11 protein-coding genes are annotated in these 13459 nt (G+C 70.5%); 8 read left to right on the top strand and 3 right to left on the bottom strand.

The window, feature by feature from the left end; all coding sequences use genetic code 11:
- Positions 1-37 precede the first annotated feature (37 nt).
- Positions 38-1036: a YihY/virulence factor BrkB family protein gene (locus BM204_RS20325; RefSeq protein ID WP_246166548.1), complete on the bottom strand. Its 999-nt coding sequence runs from the start codon at positions 1034-1036 to the stop codon at positions 38-40.
- Positions 1037-1054: 18 nt separating this feature from the next.
- On the opposite strand from BM204_RS20325, the gene BM204_RS20320 reads away from it, so the two are divergent.
- On the top strand, positions 1055-2773 hold the full coding sequence (locus tag BM204_RS20320) for an acyl-CoA dehydrogenase family protein (RefSeq protein WP_091117235.1): 1719 nt from the start codon (positions 1055-1057) through the stop codon (positions 2771-2773).
- Between the two features lie 134 nt (positions 2774-2907).
- On the opposite strand, the gene BM204_RS20315 is transcribed toward BM204_RS20320, so the two are convergent.
- A complete protein-coding gene (locus tag BM204_RS20315) occupies positions 2908-4335 on the bottom strand; it encodes a cation:dicarboxylate symporter family transporter (protein WP_091117234.1) in 1428 nt (475 codons plus the stop codon).
- Positions 4336-4466: 131 nt separating this feature from the next.
- Here BM204_RS20315 and BM204_RS20310 point away from each other — a divergent pair, with 131 nt between their 5' ends.
- From BM204_RS20310 to BM204_RS20300, 3 genes are all read left to right on the top strand, one after another.
- Positions 4467-6143 carry a sensor histidine kinase gene (locus BM204_RS20310; RefSeq protein ID WP_246166547.1) on the top strand — a complete coding sequence of 559 codons (1677 nt, stop codon included), beginning with the start codon at positions 4467-4469 and terminating at the stop codon, positions 6141-6143.
- Complete coding sequence (locus BM204_RS20305; protein ID WP_091117231.1) at positions 6140-6817, top strand: response regulator; 678 nt, start codon at positions 6140-6142, stop codon at positions 6815-6817. Before BM204_RS20310 ends, BM204_RS20305 begins: the two co-directional genes overlap by 4 nt.
- Positions 6818-6925: 108 nt before the next feature.
- Positions 6926-8050 (top strand): phosphotransferase, encoded by a 1125-nt coding sequence (locus tag BM204_RS20300; RefSeq protein ID WP_170259286.1) that lies wholly within the window; start codon positions 6926-6928, stop codon positions 8048-8050.
- A gap of 9 nt (positions 8051-8059) precedes the next feature.
- Here the strand turns inward: BM204_RS20300 and BM204_RS20295 are convergent, their stop codons facing one another.
- Entirely contained in the window at positions 8060-9502 is a 1443-nt protein-coding gene (locus BM204_RS20295; RefSeq protein WP_091117228.1) for a glycine hydroxymethyltransferase, read from the bottom strand.
- A gap of 370 nt (positions 9503-9872) precedes the next feature.
- Here BM204_RS20295 and BM204_RS20290 point away from each other — a divergent pair, with 370 nt between their 5' ends.
- The 4 genes from BM204_RS20290 (at position 9873) to BM204_RS20280 (ending at position 13327) form a co-directional block, all read left to right on the top strand.
- The gene (locus BM204_RS20290) at positions 9873-11588 is read left to right on the top strand and encodes a nitrite/sulfite reductase (RefSeq protein ID WP_091117226.1); all 1716 of its coding nucleotides are present in this window, start codon (positions 9873-9875) and stop codon (positions 11586-11588) included.
- Entirely contained in the window at positions 11585-11755 is a 171-nt protein-coding gene (locus BM204_RS22850) for a hypothetical protein (protein WP_170259285.1), read from the top strand. Before BM204_RS20290 ends, BM204_RS22850 begins: the two co-directional genes overlap by 4 nt.
- Positions 11752-12498: a phosphoadenylyl-sulfate reductase gene (locus BM204_RS20285; protein ID WP_091117225.1), complete on the top strand. Its 747-nt coding sequence runs from the start codon at positions 11752-11754 to the stop codon at positions 12496-12498. Before BM204_RS22850 ends, BM204_RS20285 begins: the two co-directional genes overlap by 4 nt.
- An 85-nt stretch (positions 12499-12583) precedes the next feature.
- Positions 12584-13327, top strand: coding sequence for a sirohydrochlorin chelatase (locus BM204_RS20280; RefSeq protein ID WP_091117223.1), 744 nt, complete (start codon positions 12584-12586; stop codon positions 13325-13327).
- Positions 13328-13459: the final 132 nt, after the last annotated feature.

The following is a 13459-nucleotide window of genomic DNA, read 5'->3' as shown; positions in this document are numbered from 1 at the left end:
CGGGGCCGAATCTAGTGGACGCCGGCGCGCGAGCCGATCAGGCCCGGCGATCGGGGTGATCGGGCTCCGTGGCCGGCGCAGCCTTGCCGATGCGGCTGCGCAGACGGTTCATCAGCTCCACCCGTGCGCTGGCGGTCGTCTTCTGCGGGAAGACGGTGTCGAAGGCCGCGTTGACAGCTGCGCCGATGAGCACGGCGAGGGCCAGGATGTAGAGCCACAGCAGGACCGCGATGGGCGCGGCGAGCGGGCCGTAGATGGACTTGGAGTCGGCCGCGGTGACGGTGAGGATCCAGCGCAGCAGGTAGGAGCCGAGGATCCAGGCGACGAGGGAGAACGTCGCGCCCGGGAGGTTGAAGCTCCAGTTGGTCCGCACCGGGACGGACACGTGGTAGAGCGTCGCAAGGAAGCAGATGCAGAGCACGACGACGATCGGCCAGTAGAAGCTCATCAGGAAGTCGAGCCGCGGCGGCAGCACGGAGCCCACGAACTGGGGGCCGGCCACGACCAGCGGGATCGAGATCGCGCCGGTCACCATCGCCATGATGTAGAGGACGAAGGACAGCGCGCGGGTCTTGATGATCCCGCGGTGCCCGCCGAGGCCGTGCATGATCGTGATGGTGTCGACGAAGACGTTGAGCGCGCGCGAGCCCGACCACAGCGCCAGGACGAAGCCGAGCGAGATCACGTCGAAGCGGCCGCCGTCGAGCACCTCGTTGATCGTCGGCACGATGACCCGGTTGACGGCGCTGTCGGTCAGGAACGACGACGAGAGGTCGATGACGGCCTGCCGGACGTCCTCCACCTGGGCGGCGCTGAAGCGGTCGGAGACGTAGCCGATGGCTCCCGCCAGGGCGAAGACCAGCGGCGGCACGGAGAGCACCGCGAAGAATGCCGCCTCGGCCGCGAGGCCCGTCACGCGGTAACGCATGCAGGCGCCGACTGTCGTCACGACCAGGCGCCACAGGGTGTCGGCGAAGCGGCGACCCGCCGCCCACGTCCGATCGGACGCGGCGGTGCCCTGAGTCTCCGCCGTCATGGGCCTTACGGTAGACGCATGGCACCCTCCAACCCGCCAGCACAGGCCGCTCCCCCACAGGCCGCTCCCCCGCAGGCCGCTCCGAGTCGACGTGAGCTCCGCGTCACGGCCAACCAGGCGCCGCCGCTTGTGGGGCACGACGTCGTGACCGCCGACCGGGCCCTGAGCGAGGCCGTGCTGCGCCACGGCTCGACCGAGGTGCTCGACGACATCAGCGCGATCGGACGGATGGCCGGGTCGGCGGAGGCCAGGGAACACGGCCAGCTCGCCAACGCCCACCATCCCGAGCTCACGTCGTACGACCGCTATGGCAACCGCATCGACGAGGTCGCCTTCCATCCCTCGTGGCACTGGCTGATGGAGCGGGCTGTCGGGCACGGTCTCGCCGCGACACCGTGGGAGCAGCAGGAGGCGGGCTCCCCCCACGCACACGTGCGGCGCGCGGCCGGCTTCATGGCCTGGTCACACACCGAGCCGGGGCACGGATGCCCGATCTCGATGACGTACGCCGCCGTCCCGGCGCTGCGGGCCGACGCCGCGCTCGCCCAGGAGTGGACGCCGCTGCTGGCCTCGACAACCTACGACCCGGGCCTGCGGCCGGTCGCCGAGAAGCGCGGGGCGCTGGTCGGCATGGGCATGACCGAGAAGCAGGGCGGCTCGGACGTGCGCGCCAACGTGACGGTGGCGCGGCGTACGTCGGTGGAGGGTGAGTACACCCTGCACGGGCACAAGTGGTTCACGTCGGCGCCGATGAACGACATGTTCCTGGTGCTGGCGCAGACCGAGGGCGGGGTGACCTGCTTCGTGCTGCCGCGGATGCTGCCCGACGGGACGCGCAACGCCCTCGACGTGGTGCGGCTCAAGGACAAGCTCGGCAACCGGTCCAACGCGTCGTCGGAGCTGGAGTTCGACGGCACGCTCGCCTTCCGCCTCGGCGACGAGGGCCGCGGCGTTCGCACGATCATCGAGATGGTCGCCGCGACCCGGCTCGACTGCGTGCTCGGCTCGGCGTCGCTGATGCGCCGTGCCGTGTCGGAGGCGTCGTGGCACGTCGCGCACCGCTCGGCCTTCGGCTCGCTGCTCGCCGACAAGCCGCTCATGCAGAACGTCATCGCCGACCTGGCCGTGGAGTCAGAAGCAGCCACTGCACTGGCGATGCGGCTCGCGGCCGCTGTCGATGGCGTGGCCAGCGGGGCCGACATTGGGCATGAGGCTGCACTGCGCCGGATCGCGCTGCCGCTCGCGAAGTTCTGGGTGTGCAAGCGCACGCCCTTCCACGTGGCCGAGGCGCTGGAGTGTCTGGGCGGCAACGGCTACGTCGAGGAGTCGGTGATGCCGCTGCTCTATCGCGAGGCGCCGCTCAACTCCGTGTGGGAGGGCTCGGGCAACGTCAACGCGCTCGACGTCCTGCGCGCGCTGGGGCGCGAGCCGGAAGTCCTCGACGCGTGGATCACCGAGGTCGGCCTGGCCCGCGGCAGCGACGCCCGCCTCGACAAGGCGATCGACGACACCCTGGCGCTGCTCGGCGACACCGCGACGTCCGAGGTGTCCGCCCGGCGGCTCGCCTCCCGGATGGCCCTGTGCCTGCAAGGGTCGTTGCTCGTCCGCTTCGCCCCGCCCGAAGTGGCCGACATCTTTTGCGCCTCGCGCCTGGGCACGTCGTACGGCGGGGTGTTCGGCGCGCTCGACGGTGGCGACCTGCGCGCCGTCGTGGAGCGGGTGACACCGACGGTCTGACCCGGCCCGGAAAGTCCGGGACGTTTTCGACCCTCCACGCGGCTGTGAGGGGCTAAAACGTCCCACACTTTCCCCCCTTGGGACGACGGCACCCCCGACCGCGACGGCCGGGGGTGTCGCTGCGCTGCAGGAGGTCAGACGCGCGTGGTCTCGCGCACCTCCATGCCAGGGACGTGGTCGACGTCCTGGGACGGGGTGGCCCCGGCGGGGTCGGAGCCGTGGTCGTCGACCATCGTGGCCTCGTCGAACGGGTCGGCTCCGCTGAGGACCCGGTCCATCTGGGCCTTGTCGAGACCGCCGGTCCACTGGCCGATGACGACCGTGGCGATCGAGTTGCCGGCGAAGTTGGTCAACGCGCGGGCCTCGGACATGAAGCGGTCGATGCCGATGATGAATCCGACGCCGTCGACCAGGTCGGGGCGGTGCGAGCTCAGGCCACCGGCGAGGACCGCGATGCCGGCGCCCGTCACGCCGGCCGCGCCCTTGGAGGCGATCATCATGAAGACCAGCAGCGAGATCTGCTCGCCGATCGACAGCGGGTCACCGAGCGCCTGCGCGACGAAGAGCGAGGCCATGGTCAGGTAGATCGCGGTGCCGTCGAGGTTGAACGAGTAACCGGTCGGGACGACGACTCCGACGGTCGTCTTGTCGACACCGGCGTGCTCCATCTTGGCGATCAGGCGCGGCAGGGCCGACTCGGAGGACGAGGTCGCGAGAATCAGGAGGAACTCACGACCCAGGTAGCGCAGCAACGAGAAGACGTTGATGCCGGTGGCCAGCTTGAGCAGGGTGCCCAGGACGACGAAGACGAAGATGGCACAGGTGATGTAGAAGCCGATCATCAGCACCGCGAGGCTCTTGAGCGCCTCCAGACCACCGGCCCCCGAGACGAACGCCATGGCACCGAAGGCGCCGACGGGTGCAGCCCACATGATCATCGCGAGAACCCGGAAGACCAGGCGCTGGACGTGGCCGATGCCAGTGAGCACCGGCCGGCCGGCACTGCCCATGCGCTGGAGTGCGAAGCCGATGAGCAGCGCGATGAACAACGTCTGGAGGACCTCGCCGGATGTGAGCCCGGACAGCAGCGAGTCGGGCACGATGCCGAGGAGGAAGTCGACCGTGCTCTCCTTGCCCTCCGCACCCTCGGTGGCCTTGGCCTGGCCCGCGGCGGCGATGTCGTCGGTCAGCGCGAGGCCCTCACCGGGGTGCAGGAAGTTGCCGACCACCATGCCGATCGCGAGGGCGAACGTCGAGAGGGTGATGAAGTAGCCGAGCGCGAGCCCGCCGAGCTTGCCGACCTTGGCCGCGGAGGCCACCGAGCCGACGCCCAGGACGATCGTGCAGAAGATGATCGGCTGGATCATCATGGTGATCAGGCTGACGAAGCCCGTGCCGAGCGGCTTGAGCGCCACGCCGGTGTCGGGGAAGAGCAGGCCGGTGGCGATGCCGGCGACGACGGCGACGACGACGCCGACGTAGAGGTAGTGGCTCGTGTCGCGCTTGGGCCCGGTGCTGGCTCGCGGGGTGCCGCCTGGTGCGGTCTCGGGTGTGCTGCTCATGTGTCCTCCAAGGTCTCCCGGGACCTGCGCCCGGCTCGTGACCACTGTCACGGGGCATGTGACCCCGGTCACCGTTGTGGTCGTTGTGTTCACGGGGCCTTGTGCGGTGAGCCGTGCGGCACAATGCCGACGTGGAACGACGCGAGCCCTCGGTAGCGCGCCAGGTGCTGCTCCTGCAGGTGCTGGTCGTGCTGGTCCTCGTCGTCTCCTCGCTGGCACTGGCCACCATCGACGCCCGCCGCGATGCCCGCCTCAACGCCACCGAGCGGGCCGTCGGCGTCGCGAGCACCCTCGCTGACTCCCCCACGCTGGTCACCGCCCTGGCCACGGCCACCCCGAGCGCGACCATCCAGCCCTACGCCGAGCGGGTGCGCGCCGACGCGGAGGTCGACTTCATCACCGTGATGTCGCTGGACCTGCTCCGCTACAGCCACCCCGACCCCGACAACATCGGCAAGCGCTTCGTCGGCGAGGTCGGCAACGCACGCGAGGGGGAGGTCTTCACCCAGGAGTACGCCGGCACCCTCGGCCCCTCCATGCGCGCGGTCGTGCCGGTGCGTGACGCCGAGGGCGCCGTGGTCGCGCTGGTCTCCGTCGGCATCACGGTCGCGTCGATCGACCGGTCCCTACGCGACGACCTGGTGCTGATCGGGGTGTCCGCGCTGCTGGTCCTGCTGGCCGGGCTGCTCGGTGCCGGGTTGGTCAGTCGGCGGCTGAGACGCCAGACCCACGGGATGGGCGAGCGTGAGATGACCCGGATGTACGAGTACTACTCGGCAGTGCTGCACGCCGTACGCGAGGGACTGCTGCTGCTCGACGTCGACGGGCGCGTGCAGCTGGTCAACGACGAGGCCCGACGGCTGCTCGACCTGCCCGACGACGTGATCGGACGCCACTTCGACGCCCTCGGCCTCGCGCCCGGACTGGTTCTCGCAGCCGTGGGGCACACGACACAGGCCGACGACCTCTACCTCGCTGGCGACCGGCTGCTGCTGGTGTCGTCGGCGCCGGCCGCCTGGGAGGGTCGCGCCGTGGGGGCCGTCGTGACGCTGCGTGACCACACCGAGCTGCGGGCGGTGACAGGCGAGCTGGACGTCGTGCGCGGGCTGACCGAGTCGCTGCGCTCGCAGACCCACGAGGCTGCCAACCGGCTGCACACGATCGTGTCCCTGATCGAGATGGGCCGGGCCGAGGAGGCCGTCGACTTCGCGACCGAGGAGCTGCAGATCGCCCAGCTGCTGACCGACCGGGTGGTCGGGGCGGTCGGCGACCCCGTCGTCGCCGCCCTGCTGCTCGGCAAGACCTCCGAGGCGGTCGAGCGCGGGATCGACCTGAGCATCACCGGTGAGCTCCCCGAGGGTGTCGACGTCCCCGCACGTGACCTGGTGACCGTGCTCGGCAACCTGGTCGACAACGCCTTCGACGCGGTCGTCGATCGGCCCGAGCGTCGGGTCGGGGTGCGGCTCGAGCTGGTCGGCGACGCCCTACGCATCGTGGTGGGCGACAGCGGTCCGGGCCTGTCGGAGGAGGATGCGGCGCATGTGCTCGATCGGGGCTGGACCACCAAGGCGTCGGCCGGAGGCGTGGCCGGGGGCGTGGCCGGAGGCGTGGCCGGTCGCGGGGTCGGGCTCGCGCTCGTCAACCAGGTCGCAGTGAGGCACGGCGGCGCGGTGAGCGTCGGGCGCTCCGAGCTCGGCGGCGCGGAGTTCGCCGTGATGCTGCGGACTGCTCCCGTGACCGGTCCGGTCGCTGCTGCCCTGACCGGACCGGTCGCTGGTTCGGTCGCTGGTCCGGTGGTGTCGTCGTGACGACCCGGGTGCTGATCGTCGAGGACGAGGCGCTGGCCGCGGAGGCGCACGCGGTCTACGTGGGCCGGATCGACGGCTTCGAGGTCGCCGGCACCGCGCGATCGGCCGGTGAGGCAGCGCGCTTCCTGTCCGCCGACCGCACGGTCGACCTGGTCCTGCTCGACATGCACCTGCCCGACGGGCACGGCCTGGGCCTGCTACAGCGGCTCCGTGCGGCCGGTCACCTGTGCGACGTCATCGCGGTGACGTCGGCGCGCGACACCGACGTCGTGCGGCACGCGGTCGCGCAGGGCGTCGTGCTCTACCTCCTCAAGCCCTTCACGTTCGCGACGTTCAAGTCCAAGCTCGAGCAGTACGCCGCCTACCGCGCCCACCTCGCCTCCGCCGACACCGAGGTGGTCCAGGACGAGGTCGACCGGATGTTCGGCTCGCTGCGGCCCGTCGCCGGGGGCGCCCTGCCCAAGGGGATGAGCCCCGAGACGATGCGCCAGGTGACGACCGCCCTCCGTGACTCCGCGGCCGCACTGTCGGCCAGCGAGGTCGCCGGCGTCGTCGGGGCCTCACGCGTCACCGTGCGGCGCTACCTCGAGAACCTCGCCGACACCGGCTCGGCCGAGCGGCGACCGCGCTACGGGTCCTCGGGGCGGCCGGAGATGGAGTACCGCTGGGTCTAGGTGGCGTCGAGTGACGCGTAGAGCATGTCCAGACGGGTCCAGGACCTGCCAACGGCGTCACTCGACGTCTCCTTGACGATCGCGATCGAACACCTCCACCATCGTGGGATGTCGACGCCCGGGTCCACCACTGTGCTCGGGCCCGCGAGCGTGGAGGACACGGTCCTCGCCGCGATGGTCGCCGACCTCCTCGGCCACCCTTCGGTGGACCTCCTGGACGTGCATGTCGAGCCGGTCGCCTACGACGTCGCGTCGATCACGACCGTCTCGCGACACTGGGTGTCGGGGACGGCGCGCACTCCGGACGGCGTCAGGCCGTGGCGGATCTTCGTCAAGCACGTGCAGTCGTGGCGACACTCCCCCTACTTCGCCCACGTGCCCGAGGAGGTCCAGGAGTTGGCGGCCGCCGGCGTCCCGTGGCGGATCGAGCCGCTCGTCTACCGCTCGAACCTGCACGAGCACCTCCCGGACGGCCTCGCGATGCCGCGCGCCCTCGGCGTGTTCGACCTCGCGCACGACTCCGCAGCGGTCTGGCTCCCGGAGGTCGCGCACCCGCCGGTCGACTGGACCGCGCAGCGCTACGAGCGGGCCGCCTATCTGCTGGGCCGACTGGCAGGCAGTCCGTCCGTCGCCTCGCGGGCTGGAGTCGGGCACTTCGACTGGTCCCCTCGGGTCTACCTCGAGGGGCGGCTGCGCTTCGAGGTCGTGCCGCCGGTGCTGGGCGACGATGCCTGGCGCGTGCCGGGGGTGATGGAGGCCTTCGGCGTGAAGCTGCGGGAGCGGATGCGGGCCGGGGCCGGGCGCCTCGACGAGCTGGTCTCGGAGCTCGACGCCCTGCCGCGGGCCAGCGCGCACGGCGACGCGAGCCCCAACAACCTGCTGCCAGGGGCGGGGCACGACGACTTCGTGCTCATCGACTTCGGGTTCTTCATGACCCAGCCCGTCGCCTTCGACCTCGGTCAGCTCATGGCAGGCGAGACCCAGCTCGGCGGCGGCCCCGACGACCTCGAGGCAGCCGACGCAGCCTGCGTGACGGCGTACACCCTCGGCCTGGGCGACGAGGGCAGGGTCGTCGACGAGGCCGTGGTGCGGCGCGCGCACGCGCTGCACCTCTTCCTCTTCGCCGGGGTCTCGGCCCTGCCGGGTCGCGAGACGATGCCACCCGCGCAGCTGGAGCGTCGCGCCGCGCTGGTCCGGCTCAGCCTCGACCTGCTGGACGCGACGCAACCCTGACGTCCGGGCTCAGGTCAGCTCGAGACCCGGGTAGAGCGGGTGCTTGTCGAGCATCTCGGCGGACGCGGCCTTGACCTTGTCGGCCAGGCCGTCGGGCAGCAGGTAGGACGCCTTGGACGGGCCACCTGCCTTGGTGGTGCCGGCTTCGGCGTTCTGCAGGACGTGCACGATCAGCTCGGCGACGTTGTCGAACTCGTCGTGACCGAAGCCGCGCGTGGTGAGCGCGGGGGTGCCGAGACGGACGCCGGAGGTGTACCAGGCGCCGTTGGGGTCGGCCGGCACGGAGTTGCGGTTGGTGACGATCCCGGCGTCGAGCAGGGCCGACTCGGCCTGGCGACCGGTGAGGCCGAAGCCGGAGACGTCGACAAGCACGATGTGGTTGTCGGTGCCGTCGGTGACGAGCTTGGCGCCGCGCTTCATGAAGCCCTCGGCAAGGGACTTGGCGTTGTCGGCAACCTGCTGGGCGTAAGTCTTGAAGGAGTCCTGGCGGGCCTCGGCGAACGCCACGGCCTTGGCCGCCATCACGTGCGAGAGCGGGCCTCCGAGGACCATCGGGCACCCGCGGTCGACCGACGGGGCGTACTCCTCGGTCGCCAGCACGATGCCGCCGCGCGGGCCACGCAGGCTCTTGTGCGTGGTGGAGGTGACGACGTGGGCGTGCGGGACAGGGTCTTCGTCGCCGGTGAAGACCTTGCCGGCCACCAGGCCCGCGAAGTGGGCCATGTCGACCATGAGCGTGGCACCGACCTCGTCGGCGATCTCGCGCATCTTGGCGAAGTCGACCCGGCGCGGGTAGGCGGAGTAGCCGGCGACCAGGATCAGCGGCTTGAACTCGCGCGCCTTGGCGGCGACCACGTCGTAGTCGAGCAGCCCGGTGACCGGGTCGGTGCCGTACTGCTGCTGGTGGAACATCTTGCCGCTGATGTTGGGACGGAAGCCGTGGGTCAGGTGACCGCCCGCGTCGAGGCTCATGCCGAGCAGGCGCTGGTTGCCGAGCTCGTGGCGCAGCGTCTCCCAGTCGACGTCGGTCAGCTCGTTGACTCCTCTGGCGCCGAGCTTCTCAAGGGCCGGCGACTCCACGCGGTGCGCGAGGATGGACCAAAAGGCGACCAGGTTGGCGTCGATGCCCGAGTGGGGCTGGACGTAGGCGTACTCCGCCCCGAACAGCTCACGGGCGTGCTCGGCGGCGATCGTCTCGACGGTGTCGACGTTCTGGCAGCCGGCGTAGAAGCGGTGGCCGACCGTGCCCTCGGCGTACTTGTCGCTGAACCAGGTGCCCATCGTCAGCAGGACTGCGGGCGAGGCGTAGTTCTCGCTCGCGATCAGCTTGAGCGAGCTGCGCTGGTCGGCCAGCTCCTTGCGCGTCGCCTCGGCGATGCGGGGCTCCACCGAGGCGATGACCTCGAGGGCTTGGGAGTAGGCGCTGCTGGTGAGGGAGGTGAGGTCGGCCATGGGCCAGAGCCTACTGGCGAGCGTCCGACCCCCTCCACGAGCGGTGCCGCGCACTGGACCAGTGGGCGAGCCCGGGTGTGACCTACGCCGCACCACCGCGGGGGCCAGGCGGGATTCCAGGAATCGACGTCTCGCATCTTGGATGCAGGGTCCACATCATGGGATTTGAGGTTGTGAGAGCGGCGTCCGAACCGTGAGACTCCTTGACATGATCAGCGCCGAGACGCACGCCTACCTCGTGGTACGTCGCCACGTGGACTTCGGGCGTACGCGCAGCGCGATGTGTTGGCCTCGCTGAACCACGTCGCCCCCGACCAGCTTGCCGCGCCGCACACCGCGCGAAGCCCCCAGCGAAGGACACGTCCCCCTCATGCCCGATCTGCGATTCCCGTCCCAGCCCCCGGCCAACACCGAGATCCCGCGCCCTAAGCGCGCGGAGGGTCAGTGGTCGCTCGGCTACAGCGAGCCGCTGAACAAGAACGAGCAGTCCAAGAAGGACGACGACCCGCTCAACGTCCGGGCGCGCATCATCAACATCTACTCCAAGCGCGGCTTCGCCTCGATCGACCCCGCCGACCTGCGCGGGCGTTTCCGCTGGATGGGCCTCTACACCCAGCGCGCCCCGGGCTTCGACGGTGGCAAGACCGCGATGCTCGCGGAGGAGGAGCTCGACGACGATTTCTTCATGCTCCGCGTCCGCTCCGACGGTCGGCTCCTCTCCGCCGACGCCGTGCGCACCCTGGGTCGGATCGGTGTCGACTTCGCCCGTGACACCGCCGACGTCACCGACCGCGAGAACATCCAGTACCACTGGATCCGCGTCGAGGACGTCCCGGAGATCTGGGACCGCCTCGACGCCGCCGGGCTGAGCAGCGTCGAAGCGTGCGGCGACTCACCGCGCCCCTTCCTCGGCTCCCCCGTTGCCGGCGTGGCCGAGGATGAGATCATCGACGGCACCCCGGCGCTCGAGGAGATCTTCGAGCGCTACATCGGCGACCCGGCCTTCTCCAACTTGCCGCGCAAGTTCAAGACCGCGGTCACGGGTCACCCCGCGCACGACGTCGCCCCCGAGGTCAACGACGTCTCCTTCGTCGGCACCGTGCACCCCGAGCACGGCCCCGGCTTCGACTGCTGGGTCGGCGGCGGTCTGTCGACGAACCCGATGCTCGCGGCCAAGATGGGAGTCTGGATCCCGCTGGACGAGGTCGCCGACGTCTGGGCTGCCGTGGCCTCGGTGTTCCGCGACTACGGCTACCGTCGGCTGCGCTCGCGGGCGCGCCTGAAGTTCCTCGTCTCCGACTGGGGCGTCGAGAAGTTCCGCGAGGTCGTGGAGAAGGAGTACCTCGGGCGCGAGCTCGTCTCCTGCGACTCACCGCCCTCCCCCGTCGGTCACCGCGACCACATCGGCGTGCACCCCCAGAAGGACGGCAAGTCCTACATCGGCATCGCCCCGACCGCGGGCCGCGTCTCCGGCACCCTGCTGGTCCAGCTCGCCGACCTGATCGAGGAGTACGGCGTCGCGGGCGCCCGCCTGACGCCTTACCAGAAGATCGTGCTGATCGGCGTGGACCAGGACAAGGTCGAGCCGCTCGTGGCCCGGCTGGACGAGATCGGCCTGTCGGCCCGCCCGTCGCAGTGGCGCCGCAACACGATGGCCTGCACCGGCATCGAGTTCTGCAAGCTGGCGATCGTCGACACCAAGGAGCGCGCCCGCGCGCTGGTCGGTGAGCTCGAGAAGCGCTTCCCCGACCTCGACACCCCCATCACGATCAACGTCAACGGCTGCCCCAACGCCTGTGCCCGCACCCAGCTCGCCGACATCGGCCTCAAGGGTCAGCTGGTCATGCAGGACGGCGAGCAGGTCGAGGGCTTCCAGGTGCACCTCGGTGGAGCGACCGGCCTCGACGCCAACTTCGGCCGCAAGCTGCGCGCCCACAAGGTCACCAGCGCCGGGCTGGACGACTACGTCACCACCGTCGTCACCAACTACCTCACCGAGCGCACCGAGGGCGAGCGCTTCGCGACCTGGGTCGCCCGCGCCGACGAGGAATTGCTGCGGGGCGACAAGGTGTTGAGCCAGGCATGAGCAACGAGCGCGCTGTGCCCTTCCACTGCCCCTACTGCGCAGACGACGACCTGTGGCCCCACGAGGCGACGGACCCGTCGGTCAAGGGCGCGTGGGAGTGCCGGTCGTGCCAGCGCGCCTTCACCGTGACGATGCTCGGGATGCTGCGACGGGAGGTCAAGGCATGACGACCGCGACCACGGCAGCCGCGCGCGCCCACCGCGGGATCGAGACCGCCGGCCGCTCCCCCGAGGAGCTGCGCGAGCTGGTGTCCCACTGGGGCGCCGAGCTCGAGCTGGCTCCGGCCGAGGACATCATCGAGTGGGCTGCCGCCACCTTCGGGGACCGCTTCGCCATCACCTCCTCGATGGGTGACGCCGTGCTCGCGCACCTGGCTGCCAAGGTCGTGCCGGGCGTCGACGTGGTCTTCCTCGACACCGGCTACCACTTCGTCGAGACCATCGGCACCCGTGACGCCGTCGGGGCCACGCTGGACGTGAACCTCCTGACGATCACCCCGGTCCAGTCGGTCCCCGAGCAGGACGCTGCCTACGGCAAGGACCTCTACAAGACCGACCCCGACCTGTGCTGCAAGCTGCGCAAGGTGCAGCCGCTCGCCGAGTCGCTGTCCCACTACGACGCCTGGGCCACCGGCCTGCGGCGCGCGGAGACCCACAACCGCGTGATCGCTCCGGTCATCGGCTGGGATGCGAAGAAGGGCAAGGTCAAGGTCTCGCCGCTGGCGCGCTGGAGCGACGAGCAGGTCGATCAGTACGTCGCCGAGAACGGCGTCCTGGTCAACCCGCTGGTCTACGACGGCTACCCGTCGATCGGCTGCGCACCGTGCACCCGTCGTGTCGCTCCCGGTGAGGACCCCCGCAGCGGGCGCTGGGCCGGCACCACCAAGACCGAGTGCGGGATCCACTCATGAACGCTCCCCGATCCCACGTCGCACCCCATTCCGACACCGTCGTCGGCTCACATGCACCTGTCGTTCACGAGAGGAGGCCGCGCTGATGGCTGCTCCTGCACTGGTGGCTCTGGCTCACGGAAGTCGTGACCCGCGGTCGGCCAAGACCATCACCGCCCTCGTCCAGGAGGTCAAGGCCATGCGGCCCGACCTGCGCGTCGAGAGGGCGTACCTGGACCGGTCCAGGCCGGATTTCCAGAAGGTCGTCGACCGTCTGGTGAAGGCCGGCTACGACGAGATCGTCGTCGTGCCACTGCACCTGACCGACGTCCTACAGACCGGTGCCGACGTGGCCGTCGCCGTGTCGTCCGCGACCGAGCGTCACCCGGGGCTGCAGGTGCGGGTCACCGCGATCCTGGGCCTGGAGGCGTGTTTCCTGGAGGTGCTCGACGAGCGACTGCGCGAGGCGCTGCGCACCTCCCGCGTGCGTGAGCTCGATGCCCTGGTGCTCGCAGCCGCGGGATCGACCGACCCGCTGGCCAACCAGGCCGTCGCACGCCTCGCCCGCCTGTGGGGCACCCACCACAAGTTGCCGGTCACCGCGGCCTACGCCTCCAGCGCGCCCCCGGCCACCGGCGAGGCCGTTCGCGCCTTCCGCGCCGAGGGTCGCCGCCACATCGCGGTCGCCTCGCTCTTCCTCTCCCCCGGCTTCCTCGCCGACCGAGCCGCCGAGCTCGCCGTCGAAGCCGGCGCGGTGGCGGTCTCCGCCCCACTCGGCGCGCACCCGGAGGTGGCCCGCACGATCCTGGCGCGCTACGCCGTCGGCGCCGTGGAGCTCGTGCCCGTCTGATCCATCGCCGAGTCGGCGCAATGTCGCACCTCAGCGGTGCAACATTGCGGCTCTTGTGACTTATCCGTGGGTCGGTGAGCGCGGCTGAAAGGCCGAACGCCGTTCCCTGTCTAGGTTTCTGGCTTGTCAAGA

Origin of the sequence: Nocardioides psychrotolerans (genome assembly GCF_900113685.1) — a bacterium.
GTDB lineage: Bacteria > Actinomycetota > Actinomycetes > Propionibacteriales > Nocardioidaceae > Nocardioides > Nocardioides psychrotolerans.
The sequence above is the reverse complement of the archived record's forward strand: the minus strand, read 5'-3'. Positions and strand labels throughout refer to the sequence as shown.

Bases quoted from the DNA above. Each gene is read 5' to 3' on its own strand.
- BM204_RS20295 (WP_091117228.1), bottom strand. From the start codon at position 9,502: ATGGCCGACCTCACCTCCCTCACCAGCAGCGCCTACTCCCAAGCCCTC.
- BM204_RS20285 (WP_091117225.1), top strand. From the start codon at position 11,752: ATGACGACCGCGACCACGGCAGCCGCGCGCGCCCACCGCGGGATCGAG.
- BM204_RS20320 (WP_091117235.1), top strand. From the start codon at position 1,055: ATGGCACCCTCCAACCCGCCAGCACAGGCCGCTCCCCCACAGGCCGCT.
- BM204_RS20290 (WP_091117226.1), top strand. From the start codon at position 9,873: ATGCCCGATCTGCGATTCCCGTCCCAGCCCCCGGCCAACACCGAGATC.
- BM204_RS22850 (WP_170259285.1), top strand. From the start codon at position 11,585: ATGAGCAACGAGCGCGCTGTGCCCTTCCACTGCCCCTACTGCGCAGAC.
- BM204_RS20280 (WP_091117223.1), top strand. From the start codon at position 12,584: ATGGCTGCTCCTGCACTGGTGGCTCTGGCTCACGGAAGTCGTGACCCG.
- BM204_RS20325 (WP_246166548.1), bottom strand. From the start codon at position 1,036: ATGACGGCGGAGACTCAGGGCACCGCCGCGTCCGATCGGACGTGGGCG.
- BM204_RS20315 (WP_091117234.1), bottom strand. From the start codon at position 4,335: ATGAGCAGCACACCCGAGACCGCACCAGGCGGCACCCCGCGAGCCAGC.
- BM204_RS20300 (WP_170259286.1), top strand. From the start codon at position 6,926: ATGTCGACGCCCGGGTCCACCACTGTGCTCGGGCCCGCGAGCGTGGAG.